The sequence below is a fragment of the Pseudoalteromonas sp. CuT4-3 genome, from assembly GCF_035666335.1.
Lineage (GTDB): Bacteria > Pseudomonadota > Gammaproteobacteria > Enterobacterales > Alteromonadaceae > Pseudoalteromonas > Pseudoalteromonas atlantica.
This window is the reverse complement of the sequence record NZ_CP142030.1, coordinates 1179077-1197029: the sequence shown is the minus strand read 5'-3', so window position 1 is coordinate 1197029 and position 17953 is coordinate 1179077. Positions and strand designations below refer to the sequence as shown.

Below are 17953 nucleotides of genomic sequence, written 5' to 3'. Positions count from 1 at the left end.
GGGCTTAAAATCTAGGTGTTATTTTTTAAATGGCAATCCCTTTTAAAAAATAACAACACAGAAAATCAGTCTCAGTGAAACGCCCTGAAGCGTGGTTTAAAAACGATTTATACTGCGTTATTGATTTGAACAATAGAGTGACTATTATTGACAATCAATGCCTTGTCTAAGTTGTTTTTAATTCCAACGACGCTCGCATCTCGGGGTAGTTTGGGTATAAGATGGACTAACGCGAATTTTTAACTTTAACCATTAATGAGTATGATGAAATCAATTAAACATAAAATCCTCAAAGGTGTATGCGGCTTAGTTTGCACAGCCGCCGTATTTTCAGCCAGCGCCCAAATTATTCCGGCTCCACCTCAAATTAATGCAAAAGGTTATTTTTTAGTAGACTTTACAACAGGTAAAGTTATTGCTGAAGGTGAAGCTGATACAAAGCTAGCCCCTGCAAGCTTAACTAAAATGATGACCAGTTATGTAATTGGTACAGAAATTAACGCCGGTAACATTGCACCAACCGATATGGTTACAGTGAGCGAAAAAGCCTGGGCTAAAAACTTCCCTGAATCGTCAAAAATGTTTATTGAAGTAGGCAAGCAAATAAGTGTTGATGAGCTTAACCACGGTATTATTATTCAATCAGGTAATGATGCATGTGTAGCCATGGCTGAGCACATTGCAGGTAGCGAAAGCGCATTTGCTGATTTAATGAATGCCCATGCCGCTAAATTAGGCATGAGCAACAGCCACTTTATTAATAGCCACGGTTTAGATACAGACGAGCATTACACTACCCCACGTGATATGGCGACCCTAGGTGCTGCACTTATTCGTGATGTACCTGATGAGTACGCACTTTATAAGCAAAAATCGTTTACTTACAACGGCATTAAACAATATAACCGTAACTCTTTGTTATGGGATGAAAGCCTAGATGTTGATGGCATTAAAACGGGTCACACATCAGAGGCAGGTTATAGCTTAGTAACGTCTGCAACTAAAAACGACATGCGTTTAATTGCGGTTGTTATGGGCACATCAAGCGAGCGCGCACGTAAAGTAGAAAGCAAAAAACTACTTAACTACGGATTTCGCTTTTTTGAAACAATTACACCTTACAAAGCAGGCGACAGCTTTGCAGAACAACGTATTTGGATGGGTAATAAAGAAAATGTATCGTTAGGCATTTTAGAAGATACCCCAATTACCATTCCACGTGGTCAACATAAAAACCTTAAAGCTAACTTTGAGCTAGACAACACGCTTGAAGCACCATTAGCGAAAGGCACTAAAGTAGGTACGTTATTCTTACAACTAGAGGGCGAAGACATTGCACAATACCCACTAGTAACACTTGAAGAAGTGGAAGAAGGCAGCTTCTTTAGCAAAATTTACGACTACTTACGTTTACAAATTATGTAAACGTAAAAATAACCCGACAGTCGTTGGGCTGTTAAACGAAGCGCCTCTGTTATGAGGCGTTTTTTTTTGCTTGAAAAATGCTAGAATGCGCCCCATATAAGCAGGATCACCCTAAACCTGCCAGTCACGCTTAGCGTTATACCAATTCGGTTAATTAAGTAATCTATTTTGAGGCTGGAAAAACGTGTTGATAACTTGGCTAATAAATCGCTATTTAGTTGTTCTAAATGAGCATTTTTAACGCAGGTAGCAACACGTTTAGCCCCGCAAAATGATTAAGTCTTATTGCGGATTGATATTATCTCACGTAGCCAACATTTTTTGTTTGAGGAGTCACCGTCGTGGTTCAACCTGTTAAAAATACTAAATTTGATGAGTACCTTGAGTACCCATGTCCGTTCACATTTAAAGTTATGGGTTTAGCAAACGTTAACCTTACGGAACAAATTTTAGCTAAATTACAACCTATTGCACCTAGTGACTACGCACCAAAAGTAAAGCCAAGCAGTAAAGGCAATTATGAGTCGGTAACGTTTGTTGCCACAGTGACAAGCGGTAAACACATAGAAGAAATTTACAACGTGATCAGCAACATTGATGACGTACGCCATATGCTTTAAGCCATAGTTGAGACTTGTTGTGAACGAAAACACTTTAATCGTACGCCAACTAGGCCGTCAGCGTTACATGCCAATTTGGCAAAAAATGCAAGCCTATACCGACACCCGTGACGACAGCTCGCCAGATGAAATTTGGCTTGTAGAGCACGAGAGTGTATTTACACAAGGCCAAGCTGGTAAAGATGAGCATTTACTCGCCCCTGGTGACATAGAAGTCATTAAGGTAGACCGTGGCGGGCAAGTTACTTACCATGGCCCCGGCCAACAAATGATGTATGTATTATTTAACTTGCGCCGCTTAAAAATCGGTGTGCGCGAGCTTGTGACATGGCTTGAAGAGTGCATTATTGATACCCTTAATGAGTATGATATTAAAGCCTACGCAAAAGCCGATGCACCCGGTGTGTACGTAAACGACAGTAAAATTGCATCATTAGGATTACGTGTTCGTCGTGGTTGCTCGTTTCATGGATTAGCATTAAATGTTAACATGGACTTAAGCCCGTTTTTACGCATCAACCCGTGTGGTTATGCTGGCATGAACATGGTGCAAACGAAAGAATTAAACGGCCCTCAAAACTTAGCACAAGCAGGTGAAGGGCTGGTAAAACACATGATAAAGAAGCTTAATGCAACACAGGTTAAGCATACTGAAGGGTTTGAAAACGAATGAATAAACCAGTCAAAATGGAACCAGGTGTAAAACTACGCGACGCAGAAAAAATGGCGTTGATCCCCGTTAAAGTTTTACCTACAGAAAAAACTGAAATGTTGCGCAAGCCAGAGTGGCTTAAAATTCGCTTACCAAAATCTACCGAGCGTATCGACGGTATAAAACAAGCTATGCGCAAGCACGGCTTACACTCAGTATGTGAAGAGGCCTCATGCCCTAACCTTTCTGAGTGTTTTAACCACGGTACTGCTACCTTTATGATTTTAGGTGCTATTTGTACTCGTCGTTGCCCATTTTGTGATGTTGCCCATGGTCGCCCACTAAAACCTGATGCAGCAGAGCCTGAAAAGCTTGCACTGACAATTAAAGACATGAAGCTTAGCTACGTGGTTATTACCTCGGTTGACCGTGATGATTTACGTGATGGCGGCGCACAGCATTTTGCCGATTGTATTCGCGAAATCCGTAAGCACAATCCAACCATTACTATTGAGATTTTAGTGCCAGACTTTCGTGGTCGTATGGACCGCGCACTGGAGATTTTAATTGAAACGCCACCTGATGTGTTTAATCACAACCTAGAAACTGCCCCGCGTTTGTACAAGCTTGCGCGCCCAGGTGCCGATTACAAATGGTCGTTAGAATTACTTCGTCGCTTTAAAGAAGCGCACCCAGAGGTAAAAACTAAGTCTGGCTTAATGGTTGGCCTAGGTGAAGAAATTAGTGAAATAGAAGAAGTATTACGTGACCTACGTGCGCATAACGTTGACATGCTTACCGTTGGCCAATACTTACAGCCTTCTAAGCATCACTTGCCAGTTAAACGTTACGTGCCACCAGCGGAATTTGACGCACTGAAAGAATACGCTGATGAAATTGGCTTTACGCATGCTGCCTCTGGCCCATTTGTTCGTTCAAGCTATCACGCTGACCAACAAGCTGCAGGTAAAGAAGTAAAATAATTACTTTTTAAAACGCATTAAAAAGCCCTTAGCAATTAAATTGCTAAGGGCTTTTTTGTCGCTTTAATTTTTACCACTGCGTTTAAGTATATAATAAAACACAGGTGTAAGTATTAAGCCAAATACCGTTACGCCTATCATGCCAGAAAATACCGCAACGCCCATAGCTTGGCGCATTTCAGAGCCTGCTCCCGATGAGAACACCATAGGTACAACCCCCATAATAAATGCTATTGAGGTCATTAATATTGGGCGTAATCGCAACCGGCTCGCCTCTTTAATGGCATTAAATGCATCCATACCGGTATCTTGCAGCTCTTTTGCAAACTCAACAATTAAAATAGCGTTTTTAGTGGCCAGTCCAAACAACACGATTAGGCCAATTTGGGTGAAAATATTATTATCACCACCATAAATAGCCACACCAATCAGCGCACTTAGCAATGTCATAGGCACAATTAAAATAATAGCGACAGGCAAACGTAAGCTTTCGTACTGCGCTGCTAAAACCAAAAATACAAGCAACACAATAAGTGGAAATACATACATTGAAGTATCGCCCGCTAAAATTTGCTGATAGGTTATGTCTGTCCACTCATACGCAATACCCATTGGCAATGTTTCATCGAGTATTTTTTCTATTGCGGCTTTAGCTTGGTCAGAGCTATACCCTGGTGCGGGTACGCCGTTAACCTCAGCCGTAACATAGCCGTTATAATGCATTACTCTATCTGGCCCTAAACTATGCTCAATACTAAGCACTGCGCCAAGGGGGATCATATCGCCATTTTTATTGCGCACTTTTAATTGCTTAATTTGCTCTACATCTTCCCTGTAGGGTGCATCTGCCTGCACATTTACCTGATACGTGCGACCAAATAAATTAAAGTCGTTCACATAAACTGTGCCCAAATAGCCTTGCATTGCTTCAAATAAGGTGTTTATTTCAAGCCCTAAGCTTAGTGCCTTTTTACGGTCTACCTTTACATCTAGCTGTGGTACGTCGGTTGTAAAACTGGTAAACGCATTAGCAAGGGCGGGGTCGGCTTTAGCCTTAGCAATTACTTCATTTGTTACTTGCTGCAAGGTGTCAAACCCTAATGAGCCTCTATCTTCAAGCTGCAGCCTAAAGCCACCAATAGTGCCCATTCCCCTTACTGGAGGAGGCGGAAATATAGCAACATTAGCGCCTTTTATTTGACTAAGTTGTTTATTTAAATCTTCCGCTATTTCAGCTGCCGACATGCGCGGGCCCTGCCGCTTTGAAAACGGCTCTAACGGTGTAAACATCATCCCCGAACTTGGGTTTATAGATAAACCATTAATGCTTAAACCTGCAAAGGCGACGGCGTCACTAACGCCTGGGTGCGCCCTGATTATCTCTGACATTTGGCGAACCACCGCTTCAGAGCGATCTAGCGATGCTGCATTAGGTAATTGCGCAAAAGCGACGAGATACATTTTATCCTGCGGCGGAACATACCCTGTTGGCGTATTTTCAAACTGCTGCCACGTTAAGGCCAGTAAACCAACGTATAGCACACCAATTATGCCGCCCTTATGCACTATTCGGCCAACGGCTCCTGTGTATTTACCCGAGGCTTTATCGAACATTTTGTTAAAAGGCGCAAATAACCAACGGCCAAATAATTTATTAATGGCACGGCTTAACCAATCGTTGTCTTGCCCATGAGGTTTGAGTAATAACGCAGCCAGCGCGGGGCTTAGCGTAAGCGAGTTAATGGCAGAAAGCACTGTTGAAATAGTAATTGTAAGAGCAAATTGACGATAAAATTGCCCTGTTAAACCGCTCATAAACGCAGTAGGAATAAACACCGCAGCAAGCACTAAAGTAGTGGCAATAATAGGCCCTGTTACTTCTTTCATTGCTTGAGTGGTTGCATCAATGGGGCTTAATCCCTCACTGATGTTTCTTTCAACGTTTTCGACCACAACAATGGCATCATCAACAACAATACCGATTGCTAACACCAAGCCAAATAACGACAACGCATTAAGTGAAAACCCCATTAAATGCATAAAAGCAAAAGTGCCCACTAATGAAATTGGTACTGCCACTAGCGGAATAATAGATGCTCGCCATGTTTGTAAAAACAGCACAATGACCAACACAACTAATAAAACCGCTTCAAATAATGTATCGACTACGGCTTCAATAGAGCCCCTTACAAATATGGTAGGGTCATACACTATTTCATAGCTCATCCCCTCTGGAAATAGCGCCGATAGTTCAGCCATTTTAGCGCGCACATCGTCATAAATTTGTAATGCATTAGAGCATGCTATAAACCAAAGTGAATTTAACCCAGCGACAGCGCAGCGCACTTTTCGTATTTCTGCCGCTGATATATTTGTAGAAATGATATGGGGGCCTCTTCGTAAAATTATTGAGCAGCAGGCCCCAGGCACCAGTATCCATGCAATCCCTAATCGGGCGGTAGAAGCTGCCAATGTACTTAAAGACGCCGAAGCCGAACTGGCAATTAATCGCTACACCCTGTCTGAAAACGTTATTAGAGCCGAGCACTTATTAAAGCCTAAATATGTTGTACTTATGCGCCCTGACCACCCGCTTGCTAATGCCCCTTTAAGTATTACTGACTTTGCTAATACAGATCATTTATTAGTATCAATTACGGGCGATATTTTAGGGCCATCGGATCAAGCACTAAGGGTATTAGGGTTAAAACGCCGAGTAGCGATGACGGTAAATAACGCGGCAAATGTACCTAACATTCTTAAAAATACCGATCTTATTTGTGTCATTCCCTCAATAGCGCTTGAGCAGGAAATATTTACCAATAAGCTCGTGGTTTTAAAAAGCCCTATTGATACGCCACCAACGCCTGTCTCTGTTATTTGGCATAAGCGCCAAGACAACGATGCCGGTTTGCAGTGGATACGCCGTCACATAGTGGCTATTATTCAACAACGTGTAAGTAGCCACGATAAAAAACTAGGCAAATATTTACTGCGCTAAAACGCCTTTTTTAATCACAAAATCAGCAAATCGTACCTGCTCTTCTTCAGGGCGAAGGCTATCGGTTTCGACTATTGAACGATAGATCCCCCATTTAGGACGGGCAAAGTCATCATCGCTAAAGCCACGCCACATATCTATGTTTTGCTCGCTAATGCTAAATAGCTCTTCGTTGTCACTTAAGCGGGTTAGGGTCATTTCAAATTGCCCCGCTTCACTAAAAGTGGCTTGTACAAATACCGCTACCCATTCATCAGTAATGAGTGACCAGTCGGTTTCGATAAGGTTTTTATCAAGCCCTGTGCTGTTACCGTTTTCATCAAAGCCTGCGCTATAACGTACTTGCAGCTGATTACCTGTACTGTTTTTTTGTGCACCAGAGAGCGTAATAATAGGTTGGTCGTCGTTGCCATTGGTATTGTCGTTGCTATCGTTACGGGCTTTTATTTGGAAAAAGTGACTGAATTTACTACTTAGCTCAAGCTCGCTAGAGACTTTAAACTTCCAACTGTATTGTACGGTTTCGTCTTTAAAGGCAAGCGTTGCGGCGGGCGATTTATCAAAGGCTTTTATTTCGTTGCGCTGGCGGTCGGTTGCGCCCTTATCTTTATCTTGGTCTTCATCACGATGTGCTAAAAACACAAAGTGATTACCTACGATTGGGTCAGTATCTTCAATAATATGCACAACATCTTGATGATTCCCGCTATACATATCAGGCGATTCAATTGCACCTTCACTAAACGCATTTTCTATTAATATATAAGCACTTAGCCCTGTGTTTTCGCCATCGGCATTGAGGGTTGTTTCTTGCGTTACTATAAAATCATCAGAGCGTGCAGTGCCTATAATGCTTATAGACACTGTCGCTTCGGTGCCATCTGCCGATGTGACGGTTATTTCATCAAGTAAGGTTTCGCCCTCGTTTAGTGCACTCACAGTGGCATGCTCGCCATTAAGTGTATATGACCAATTACCATCTTCAGTTAAGCTAAATAAACCATAAGCTGTGGTGTTATTGCTTTGCGTTTTAAATACTGCCTCATTGGCTTGTGCATCCGTTATAGACAGTTCACCTGAAATTGCTATATCGCGGGTATTTTCAATACTTACAGCTGTTTGACCGCTAATTACCGCGGCGCTTTGCGCTACAACCGATGCATTTACAGGCTCACTTTTTGACCCTGAGCTACCGCACCCTACAGCTAAAATACCCAAAGAACAAACAGAAGTAATAGTTAAAATACGCAAGCAAAATTTTGACATAAACAACCAGTCCAGGTTAATGGTAAGTAAATAAAGTAAAATATAACTTACCAATTATTCGTTTTAATAACTAGATCTTTATTACCAGTATGGTTTTATAATTGTTAGCTGAGCTATTTGTGAAAAACAACTTTAAATAAAAGGGTTAAAATAAAATTAGGTTAAAACCAAGTTACTTGAGATAATCCTCAGCGAACCCCTTATTTAGGTTATATATGAAATTATTAGTTCGTAATTTGTCTCGCACTACCACAGAGCAAGACCTTCGCACGTTGTTTGCAGCACACGGTAAAGTAACTACCTGTAACTTGGTGCTTGATAAAGACACTGGTTTATCAAAAGGTTTTGCCTTTGTAGAAATGCCAAACGACATAGAAAGTAGAAGCGCTATTAAAGCACTTAATCAATTAAGCGTTGATAAAAGCAAAATTCGCGTAAAATACGCAGATGAGTAATTAGTTACTTGCTATATGATTAAAACCAGCTATTTGCTGGTTTTTTACGTTTTAAGGTACGCTATAAAACAGATTAATATTAGCGCGACGCTTTAAAATATTAAGCGCCTAGGGTGCCGCTTTTTTTATACTAATTGTACCTAACACTACAAAAGATGCAGCTAAAGCAAAAAACATCGCTTGCTGTGCGAGCAAAGCTGCTGCAAAAAATGCTACGCCGCTGCCTATAAACAGGTATCCGCTTTTTTTAGATTGGCTCATTGTGTGTGCTCCATTTATTGTTGTCGATTATTTATACACCCTACACCGGCAATTTTCAATTTTTCAAAAATAGAACTGGCAAGATGATAAATATTCGACTCACATCAGTGCTTCCTTTATATTAAAAGCCAATTTTTAAAACTATTCAAAAAACTATGGCCTCTACTCTTTTTAAAAGCGCTAGCCTAAGCCTGCTAGTCGCTCTCTTTGGTTGCTCTGAACCTGCAAGCGAGCACTCTTCTTTAGAAAATACGCCCGGCGTAAGCCTAAATAACGTTAAACAGCATATAAAAACGCTCGCCTCTGATGACTTTCAAGGTCGCGGCCCACTTACTCATGGTGAAGTAAAAACAGTGGGTTACTTGAGCGAGCAATACGAAGCTATGGGTTTAACTGGGGCGTATAATGGCAAGTTTTTACAGCCGGTAAAAATGGCAATGGTCACGGCCAATCAAAATATGCAATTGCAGGTAGGCGACTTAAAGTTTAAAGCAGGTAACGATTTTACCGCCCGTACAGAGCAATTACAGCCAGTAATAGATGTACGAAACTCTGACATTGTATTTGTGGGCTACGGTATTAATGCCCCCGAATACAACTGGAACGATTACGAAAACATTAATGTTGAAGGTAAAACCGTTATTGTATTGGTAAACGACCCTGGCTTTGCTACACAAAACGATGCGTTATTTACAGGTAACGCTATGACCTACTACGGCCGCTGGACTTACAAATACGAAGAAGCCGCACGCCAAGGTGCCAAAGCGGTATTTATTGTGCACGAAACTGCCCCTGCGGCTTACCCTTGGGGCGTGGTTGAAAGCTCAAACACAGGGACTAAATACACCCTGATGGACAATAACCTAAACGCTTCTAAGCTCCCAGTTATGGGCTGGCTAACACTTAATACTACTGAGCAAATTTTTAATGCCGCACAGCTTAACTATCAAAATTTAAAACAAAAGGCTTTAAGTGATGACTTTAAAGCCACAGCGCTTAATTTAACAGCCAACCTTTCATTTAAAAACGAAGTATCGCATGCCAAATCACATAACGTAGTTGCGCAAATTACAGGAAGCGACGCCCCTAATGAGTACGTGGTAATAGGTGCTCATTGGGATCATTTTGGTACCAAGCAAACCGACAGCGGCCCTAAAATTTATAACGGTGCAGTGGATAATGCCTCTGGCACAGCGGCCACACTTGAAATTGCCCGCATTATGAATCAAATCCACCAGCAAACACCGTTTAAACGCTCTATTTTATTTGCTAATTTTACCGCAGAAGAGACTGGCCTCATTGGCTCGCAAGAATTTGCAACCGGTGGCGTTGTGCCCACTAAACAAATGGTCGGGCTATTGAATATTGACGGAATGAACGTGCTAGATGGCACCGATTACATTTTGCAATACGGTAACGATTTATCCACCCTAGAAAACTACCTAGCAAACGCGGCAAAAGCGCAAGGTCGCGTTGTTAAAAGGGACCCTCGCCCGCAAAACGGTTTGTTTTTTAGATCAGATCATTTTTCTTTAGCTAAGCAAGGTGTGCCTAGTTTATTATTTATGAGCCTTGGCGATACCGACCCTGATTACATTGCGCATAAATACCATAAAGAAGCCGACGATTACTCGCCGCAGTGGTCATTAGGTGGCGTAAAGCAAGACATAGAGCTTATTGTTGATATAGCCACAAAGCTTGCTAACAATGGCGATTGGCCTACATGGACGAGTGACTCAGACTTTAAAGCAAAGCGCGAGCAAGATAAGCCGCATTAGCAGGTAAAGTTTAAAGCTAAATAATCATACCAATCGCATTAAAATCCTCCTACTTGGAGGATTTTAATTTTGAGCGCGCCCGCATTAGTAAGGTTTCGGCTTTGGCCCCTAAATACACATAAATAGCCAAGGCTATTAAAAGCCCTACCACCGCAAGCATCATCGCAATGGCCGGTAATAAGTATTCAGCCTGCCCCAACGCTGCCTTAAACATGGTTAATAGCGCCTCAATGGATATTGCAATTAGCACGGTAGATATAAACCGGGTAATTGTACGCCGTGTAGAAGAGTGCCTAAATATATCCTTATGCATTAAAATCTCTTCTTCGAGAATGGTCTTTCCTAAATCAAACACGGCCAACACTAAAGTAATATATATAATAATGCTAAAGGGCTCGAGGGGATCAGACGCTGAGTCAAAGTGGGTTAATAATGCATATATATCGTTAAATACTATGCTCAGTAAAAAGAGTACCAAAGTAAATAAACACGCCACAATCACCCCATAACCCGCTTTAAAATAAGGCGAAATACCGGCACGCGCGCTGTCTCCCATTACAAACTCAATTAACTGGGTTAAGCATACGTCTAACACTAAATAATGCTGCTGGTTGATTGGCTTTTTTAACTCTTTAATAGCCGAAATACATAAATGATTAGTTGCGATAGAAATATACGGATCGGTAAAGCACACCGAATCGGTTTGTTTAGATTGTAAAAAGTAAGGGCGCTCACTTAAATCTTGCTGATTGCCTTGCTCGGCTAATTTTTTATAGGCACGCTTAAAGCAAACATTATTGCCTTGCTGAAGCCCAGATTCGTTTAAACAGTATTGCAGCTCTAAAAAGGGATATTGCTTTACTAAAAAACGCGTATCTCGATTTTTGTTAAGCCCATCTTCAATACTCATTAAAATAGAGTCAAGCAAGCTATGTATTACTTGCTCATATTCATGGTAGCGCTCAACACTACTTATATAACTCATTCGCGCCATAATTGTGTACTCACTCAGTTGCTATAGCGTTAACTAAGCAAGTTTAAAACCAAGTGTAAAAAGTGTTTACATTCATAAGGTTAAGATTTTAACTTGCGCTCATTTGCACCTATTTGGTGAAAAAGCAGTTATGCCTGCGCCACGCACAAAAAAAGCAGCTAAGTAAATGTTACTTAACTGCTTTGTGAGTATGACCTGATAAATTTTAAACGCGTAAAACTACGCCATAAAATTATTGTACTTTAGAAAACTCTTGCTGTGAAAGCTCTTCATTTTTATCTGTGTCGAGCTTATCAAACAACCGTGCTAACTGTGCGTTGGCTTGTGCTTCTGTTTTACTAATTACGCCATCACCATTGGCATCAAAACTGTTAAAGTCGACCGCGGCAAACGCCGCTGATGAAGAGGCAAGGGCGAGAAGTGCGATAAATTTTTCATAATCATTTCCTTAGGCTAAGTGCTTGGCAAAGGGGAAGAAATCCTTTTCTGAGATCCATAAAGGGAGAATCGGTTATTTGTATTCAAAAAAATCGTTTTCGGTTAGGCCATTTCGGCTTTGCATATTTAATTGCTGCATTATCTGTTCTGCTGATTGATCACTTTGGTTTGTTAAACCACCTTCGCCTTGCATAGGTGTTTTAAACTCTGTATTTGCCAATACCATCGATGATGACACCAAGGTGATAAGTACAAGTGTTGTTTTCAGCTTAGTCATAATGTAATCCTTCAATAATATGCATTACCTGTATAAATTTGCACTGAGGTGGTTACAATTCACTTCCTTGTTATTCTTTTTAATAGGCTCCCTTGCCTATTTAGGTTGTCTTTGGCAACTCAGAATTATGCTTACACCACAGCGCATTAATCGTCTACGCTTGTAAAACCTCTGCTTTAAAAAGTTTACCGTTTGTGTTGGTATCAAACTTTGCAAATGTGCCAGAAAATACCAGCGCTATTGCAAGCAAAGTTGGGTATCGCTTTTACATAACGATTCCTTCGCTATGCGTTTATAATAAAATGCCCTGTGTATTACACTGTCCTTGTTATTCTTTATGGTAAGCTCCCTTGCCTACTTAGGTTGTCTTTGGCAACTCAGAATTAACGTGCCACTGGGCGTTAACTACTCAAAGCACTCACTTATGCTTTGTCGAACTCACTCTTAGATAGCTCGTTGTTTTTGTCAGTATCAAGCTTTGTAAACTGACTCATTAATTCAGCATCAGCAGATGCTTCTAACGGGCTTAATGTGCCACTGCCATCTTTATCGAGTGTGTCAAAATCTGTTACTGCAAAAGCCGCTGATGAAGAGGCTAAAGCCATTAATACCAATGTTGATTGTGCCTTTTTCATAATGAAATCCTTCATAGGGTTAGGGGAGTAGCCAATTGGCGTTACCCACGTTTTGCTTAATACAGCTTAGCTATTACAACTTCAGTGCCATGTTTTATTTTTACTTAATAAACAATTAGTTATACGATAAGTATATGAAAAAATTAAGTTTCGAGGGGTATTTTTGTTGCTTTTTAGCAACAGCTAGATGAGCCAATTAAAATAAACCATTAAAATCAACAGCTTATTATTTATAAAAAAGACACACATGAGCTAAAAGCTAACTAAAAACGTAATGTGGGAAAGTTTTAGAATAAACTAAAGCTGAACAGCTTAATTAAAACAATTAAACGTCATAAAACCTAAAACATAACCAATTGAAATATATTGATATTTAAAAAATATTTAGCGTTTATTTTTAAAAGCATGGCAAGCCTGTAAAAAACAGGCATTTGTTGCCAAATGGCGAATTTAGTAAAAGGCAGGAATTAAAAAGGGAGCGCATTGCATTTAGTTGGGCATAACAAATTGGCGTTTTTAAAGTATAAAAACAATTTAACTACTTCCAGCCTTGACGCCATTTTTGTGTGTCTTTTAAATCTCGCCAGCGTATTTGGTACTGATTTTTAGAAAATACCGACTCGGTAATGCATTCAATTACATTACCCTCTTCATCGTATTCTACTTCTACAATGATAAAGTGTTTTTCTTTGTTGATAGCTGGAGTGGCAGTCCACTTACTGTTTAGTAATTTTTTAGGGTTTAACTTATTCATTAAATAATCTAGTGTGCTTAATTAACACTAATACGACATAACCCGTTGTTTAGCTCAACATAAAGTTAGACCGTATTAATGTTACTTCATCAACTCACTGGTTACTCAGCGATTAACTTACCTTTATACATTTTCATTTGACAATGAAAGTCGTACTCACCTGCTTTTAGTGCAGGCAAAGTGATTTTATTATCTCCCATTGCAAGGCTTTCACTTACATCAAGCTGCGGGAACACCATAGTTTCGGCGCACGGTGCACTGTCTTTTCTATCAAATGTAAGTGTTACTTTTTTATTGGCCGCCACCTTTATATGACTTGGTTGATAAACGCCGTTATCTACCACTATAGTTTGCGTATTATCATTACTGTGTATTTGCTTTGGCTTATAAAGCCAAAACCAATAAACAATGGCCACTATTAATACTGCACCAAGTAAATTTATCATTAACATTATCGACTCCTTAGCGCTTATTGGGTTTATAAAAACGTAAGCGATTAGCATTGGTGACGACTGTCAGTGATGAAAGCGCCATAGCTGCGCCCGCCACTACTGGGTTTAGTAGTACACCAATAAACGGATACAGCACACCGGCTGCAATAGGAATGCCCGCAACATTATAAATAAAGGCACCAAACAAGTTTTGTTTAATGTTTTTAATTGTTGCGCTGCTAATGGCAATAGCATCGGCAAGGCCATGCAGCGAGCCACGCATTAAGGTAATATCAGCGCTTTCTATGGCTACATCTGTACCTGTGCCAATTGCAAAACCGACATCTGCTTTAGCAAGCGCGGGGGCATCATTGATCCCATCACCCGTCATGCCTACAATTTCGCCTTGCTGCTGGCGTTTAGTGACTTCGTTTACTTTATCCTCTGGCAACACTTCTGCGATAAAATCATCAATACCGACTTTTTTAGCCACAGCGTGTGCGGTCGCTTTATTATCGCCAGTGAGCATTACTAGATGAATACCTTCATTTTGCAGGCGCTTAATTGCCTGTACTGAGTCATCTTTTAACGGGTCCGCTACCGCAATTAAGGCCATTAGTTGATTATTACAGGCAAAGTACATCGGGGTTTTTGCATCATTTGCAAAGGTGTGTGCTTGCTCTGTGGCGTTATCGACTGCAATCTCGTATTTATCCATAAGCGCTTTATTGCCAAATAACAGTGTTTGCCCATTCACCGTTCCACTTACACCTTTACCGGTAATCGCATCAAAGTCGGTAACTTTACTCACGGTTACGTTTTGCTTTTTAGCGTACTGTGTAATCGCCTCCGCAAGTGGGTGTTCAGAGCTACTCTCTAGGCTTGCAACTAATTGCATTACGTTATTTTCATCTGCGTTATTAAACGTTACAACATCTGTTACTTGTGGTGCACCTTGGGTGATGGTGCCGGTTTTATCTAAAATCATGGTAGTAATTTTAGAGGTCGTTTGCAGTGACTCGCCATTGCGAATTAATATGCCAAACTCGGCGGCTTTACCTATTCCCACCATTACCGACATAGGCGTTGCTAAACCCAGCGCACACGGGCATGCAATAATCAGCACGGTGGTTAACGCTACCACTGCATAAGCAATTGAAGGAGCTGGGCCAAAATTCAACCATGCAAGGGCTGCTAGTATCGCAATTATCATTACTGTAGGCACAAAAATGCCCGATATAACATCGGCTAATCGCCCTATTGAAGGCTTAGAGTTTTGCGCGCGTTTTACCATATTAATGATATTGGCAAGGGTTGTTTCTTGGCCTATATGTTTGGCTTCAAATAATAATGTACCACTTTTATTAATGCTGCCAGCAACCACTTTATCGCCAGCTTGTTTACTCACTGGCATAGGCTCACCCGTGAGCATAGATTCATCTAATCTGCTGCTACCTTCGAGCACATCACCATCTACCGGGATTTTTTCGCCTGGGCGTACCCTTACATGGTCGCCTTTTTGCACATCACTAATGTCTATATCTTGCTCTGCGCCATCGCGTATTACACGGGCTGTTTTTGCTTGTAAGCCAATTAAACGCTTAATAGCCTGCGAAGTACGTCCACGCGCTTTCACTTCAAAAGCCAAGCCTAAACTAATTAAACCAATTATCATTGAAGAAGCTTCAAAATAAACGTGCCTTGCAACCTCAGGTAGTAAGCTAGGCGCAAGTACAACAAACATTGAATATAACCACGCAGTGCCCGTTCCCAAAGCAATAAGCGTATCCATGTTAGCACCATGATTTTTAAATGACTGCCATGCGCCTTTATAAAATTGCTTACCTGCTATAGCCATAACGACAAACGTGATAATACCGACCACACCCCATGCAATTCGCTGGTTAGTGGTTGTCACGCTCATATCAAAAATAAGCCCATAAATCATAAGCGGTACGCCCACACCTAAAGCCAGCATCATGTTGCGCATTAGCTTTTTGTAATGTGCCTCGTCTGACTTGGCTTTTTCATCAAGCGCATCTTGCTCTGATGTGTTATCCATAGGTTTTGCGCCGTAACCTATATTTTCAACGGCGCTAATTAATGTGCTTTGCTGCGCGCTGCCCTCTACTCGTACCGTGCGATCTGCAAAGTTCATTTCGACATTGTTTGCGCCTTGCACACTATTGAGGGCTTTTTCTATTTTGGCTACACAACTGCCACAATTAGCACCTTCAATAATAAAGTTTTGCTCTGTTGTTTTACTGCTACTCATTGCACATCTCCGCTTTTATTTGGCTCAACAAGTGGGTCAACAAACGTCTCTATTAAGCTACACACATCACTTGCAACAGCGCCGTCTGCCGATGTTTCCCACTGTTTTAACGCCGCTTGCATACGCACTCGTAATTTAAGGGTTTCTTGAAACAAGGCTTCGGTTTCTTCTAAACGTTTTGCAATAATTTGCCGTGTAAGTGGGCATGGGCAATGCCCTTGTTCTGACTCGCCAATGATATGCTGTATATCTTTTAGGGAAAACCCGAGCTTTCGGGCGCTTATAATAAACTGTAAACGTTGGCGGTCTGCTTTTGTATATTGTTGATAACCATTACTTTGGCTACGTATGGGCGTTAAAAGGCCTATTCGTGTGTAATGACGAACTGTATCAGGCGTTACACCCATTAACGTCGCTAATTGCTTAACATACATAATTTAGCCCCCTTAGATTTTAGAGCTCAATTGTAAGCCTATGTGTGACACACAGGTCAATAGAGAGGAGTATTAAAGCATAATTTAAATTTACTGGAGCTGATAAAATAAAAGCGCGCTAATGAGCGCGCTTAAAAAGAGGCAGAGAGATTAATTTTCTTGTTGGCGAGAGGCTTTTAGCTCTTCACTTAGCTCACCGGCTATTTGCTGAATTTTTGGCATTGCATCTTGCACTAGGCTTTGCGACATTTGCATAGACTCTTGCATTACTACTGGCATTTTTTGGAGAATTTTTTGCCCTGTTTCAGTTTTATAAAACGCCAGCATGTCGGCAATTTCTTGCTCGTTAAAATGTTTGTCGTAAACGTTAACCATCATCGGCTGCATTTTTTTCCAGCTCATTTCGGTTTTAAGTACGTTGGTCATATCTGCGTAGTATTTATCAAAAATAGCTTGCTCAGAGGGCTTAACACCCATTTGTGCAGACATATTTTTCATCATGCCTTCAACTTGCCCGTACATAGAGTCAACCATAGCATCCATGTTCATCACGTTTATCAGCTCATCTATTTTTTGCTGCTTAGTTCCCTCGTCAGCCAATACGCTGCCAGAAAATATAAGTAACGAAAGTAATAGTGCCTTAGCCATTGTCATATCCTTAAATATAAAAAGTAAGACCATACTCACATGATTAATATCAATCCGCAATAATACTTACTCATTTTGCAGGGCTAAACGTGTCGCTACTTACGTTAAAAAATGCTCATTCAAAACAACTAAATAGCTAATTTTTTACTAAATTATCAACACATTTTACCAGCCTCAGAATAAATCACTTAATTAAGCGAACGGGTATAAAATAGTTTGTAAATGTGTAAACCCATACTAAAAAAGCCAAATAAAACATGTTTATTTGGCCTTTTTATCAGTGCACAGGGGCTAATCGTCTTCTACGTTATCGAGCCCTTTTGTGCCTTCTTTTGCTTTAAGCTTATGATGAATCGCTGATTTTATTAACATATACCCACTAATTGGGGCAGTAATTAATAAAAACACGGTAATTAGAATCTCTTTTACACTTATGGTGTGCACCGACGTTGCAAAAAACACCATTGCAGCAATTAATATGCTGGCCATACCCAGTGTTGTTGCTTTAGTTGGGCCGTGTAAGCGCATGTAAAAATCAGGTAATTTAATTAAGCCCAGCGATCCTATTAAAATAAATAGCCCACCAAAAAGTAGTAATATTGATACAACCCACTCGCTTATCATTT

General features: G+C 40.8%; 19 protein-coding genes and 1 pseudogene. 7 read left to right on the top strand and 13 right to left on the bottom strand.

Annotation, left to right across the window (positions count from 1 at the left end; translation table 11 throughout):
- Positions 1-264 precede the first annotated feature (264 nt).
- The 4 genes from VOI46_RS05395 to lipA all read left to right on the top strand — a co-directional run bounded on the left by VOI46_RS05395 (position 265) and on the right by lipA (position 3680).
- A complete protein-coding gene (locus VOI46_RS05395; protein WP_004585914.1) occupies positions 265-1425 on the top strand; it encodes a serine hydrolase in 1161 nt (386 codons plus the stop codon).
- A 341-nt stretch (positions 1426-1766) separates the two neighbouring features.
- Positions 1767-2045, top strand: coding sequence for a DUF493 family protein YbeD (gene ybeD, locus VOI46_RS05390; RefSeq protein WP_004585913.1), 279 nt, complete (start codon positions 1767-1769; stop codon positions 2043-2045).
- A gap of 19 nt (positions 2046-2064) precedes the next feature.
- Positions 2065-2718, top strand: a complete 654-nt coding sequence (gene lipB / locus VOI46_RS05385) for a lipoyl(octanoyl) transferase LipB (RefSeq protein ID WP_004585912.1) — start codon at positions 2065-2067, stop codon at positions 2716-2718.
- Positions 2715-3680, top strand: coding sequence for a lipoyl synthase (gene lipA, locus VOI46_RS05380; RefSeq protein ID WP_004585911.1), 966 nt, complete (start codon positions 2715-2717; stop codon positions 3678-3680). The genes lipB and lipA overlap by 4 nt, the downstream gene beginning before the upstream one ends.
- 63 nt (positions 3681-3743) lie before the next feature.
- On the opposite strand, the pseudogene VOI46_RS05375 reads toward lipA, so the two are convergent.
- Positions 3744-5978 (bottom strand): annotated as a pseudogene (locus tag VOI46_RS05375) (efflux RND transporter permease subunit); the annotation flags it as partial.
- 82 nt (positions 5979-6060) lie between these two features.
- On the opposite strand from VOI46_RS05375, the gene VOI46_RS05370 reads away from it, so the two are divergent.
- Positions 6061-6681 (top strand): LysR substrate-binding domain-containing protein, encoded by a 621-nt coding sequence (locus tag VOI46_RS05370; RefSeq protein ID WP_004585909.1) that lies wholly within the window; start codon positions 6061-6063, stop codon positions 6679-6681.
- Here the strand turns inward: VOI46_RS05370 and VOI46_RS05365 are convergent.
- A complete protein-coding gene (locus tag VOI46_RS05365; RefSeq protein WP_004585908.1) occupies positions 6670-7947 on the bottom strand; it encodes a VCBS domain-containing protein in 1278 nt (425 codons plus the stop codon). The genes VOI46_RS05370 and VOI46_RS05365 overlap by 12 nt on opposite strands.
- Positions 7948-8162: 215 nt before the next feature.
- On the opposite strand from VOI46_RS05365, the gene VOI46_RS05360 reads away from it, so the two are divergent.
- A complete protein-coding gene (locus tag VOI46_RS05360; protein WP_004585907.1) occupies positions 8163-8402 on the top strand; it encodes a hypothetical protein in 240 nt (79 codons plus the stop codon).
- A gap of 108 nt (positions 8403-8510) precedes the next feature.
- Here the strand turns inward: VOI46_RS05360 and VOI46_RS05355 are convergent, their stop codons facing one another.
- Entirely contained in the window at positions 8511-8663 is a 153-nt protein-coding gene (locus tag VOI46_RS05355) for a hypothetical protein (RefSeq protein ID WP_171046485.1), read from the bottom strand.
- A 155-nt stretch (positions 8664-8818) separates the two neighbouring features.
- On the opposite strand from VOI46_RS05355, the gene VOI46_RS05350 reads away from it, so the two are divergent.
- Positions 8819-10441: a M28 family metallopeptidase gene (locus VOI46_RS05350; RefSeq protein WP_004585906.1), complete on the top strand. Its 1623-nt coding sequence runs from the start codon at positions 8819-8821 to the stop codon at positions 10439-10441.
- A gap of 49 nt (positions 10442-10490) precedes the next feature.
- Here the strand turns inward: VOI46_RS05350 and VOI46_RS05345 are convergent, their stop codons facing one another.
- The 10 genes from VOI46_RS05345 to VOI46_RS05300 all read right to left on the bottom strand — a co-directional run bounded on the left by VOI46_RS05345 (position 10491) and on the right by VOI46_RS05300 (position 17951).
- Complete coding sequence (locus tag VOI46_RS05345; protein WP_004585905.1) at positions 10491-11435, bottom strand: EAL-associated domain-containing protein; 945 nt, start codon at positions 11433-11435, stop codon at positions 10491-10493.
- A gap of 232 nt (positions 11436-11667) precedes the next feature.
- Complete coding sequence (locus tag VOI46_RS05340) at positions 11668-11862, bottom strand: calmodulin (protein WP_083901787.1); 195 nt, start codon at positions 11860-11862, stop codon at positions 11668-11670.
- Between the two features lie 84 nt (positions 11863-11946).
- On the bottom strand, positions 11947-12150 hold the full coding sequence (locus tag VOI46_RS05335; RefSeq protein ID WP_004585904.1) for a hypothetical protein: 204 nt from the start codon (positions 12148-12150) through the stop codon (positions 11947-11949).
- Positions 12151-12572: 422 nt separating this feature from the next.
- A complete protein-coding gene (locus VOI46_RS05330; protein WP_004585903.1) occupies positions 12573-12785 on the bottom strand; it encodes a calmodulin-like protein in 213 nt (70 codons plus the stop codon).
- Positions 12786-13323: 538 nt separating this feature from the next.
- On the bottom strand, positions 13324-13539 hold the full coding sequence (locus VOI46_RS05325; protein WP_004585902.1) for a TIGR02450 family Trp-rich protein: 216 nt from the start codon (positions 13537-13539) through the stop codon (positions 13324-13326).
- A gap of 101 nt (positions 13540-13640) precedes the next feature.
- Positions 13641-13991 carry a cupredoxin domain-containing protein gene (locus VOI46_RS05320; RefSeq protein WP_004585901.1) on the bottom strand — a complete coding sequence of 117 codons (351 nt, stop codon included), beginning with the start codon at positions 13989-13991 and terminating at the stop codon, positions 13641-13643.
- A gap of 10 nt (positions 13992-14001) precedes the next feature.
- Positions 14002-16245, bottom strand: coding sequence for a heavy metal translocating P-type ATPase (locus VOI46_RS05315; protein ID WP_004585900.1), 2244 nt, complete (start codon positions 16243-16245; stop codon positions 14002-14004).
- Positions 16242-16679, bottom strand: a complete 438-nt coding sequence (locus VOI46_RS05310; protein ID WP_004585899.1) for a MerR family transcriptional regulator — start codon at positions 16677-16679, stop codon at positions 16242-16244. The genes VOI46_RS05315 and VOI46_RS05310 overlap by 4 nt, the downstream gene beginning before the upstream one ends.
- 150 nt (positions 16680-16829) lie before the next feature.
- Positions 16830-17327, bottom strand: coding sequence for a DUF2059 domain-containing protein (locus VOI46_RS05305; protein ID WP_004585898.1), 498 nt, complete (start codon positions 17325-17327; stop codon positions 16830-16832).
- A gap of 291 nt (positions 17328-17618) precedes the next feature.
- On the bottom strand, positions 17619-17951 hold the full coding sequence (locus VOI46_RS05300; RefSeq protein ID WP_004585897.1) for a Na+/H+ antiporter subunit G: 333 nt from the start codon (positions 17949-17951) through the stop codon (positions 17619-17621).
- Positions 17952-17953 lie beyond the last annotated feature (2 nt).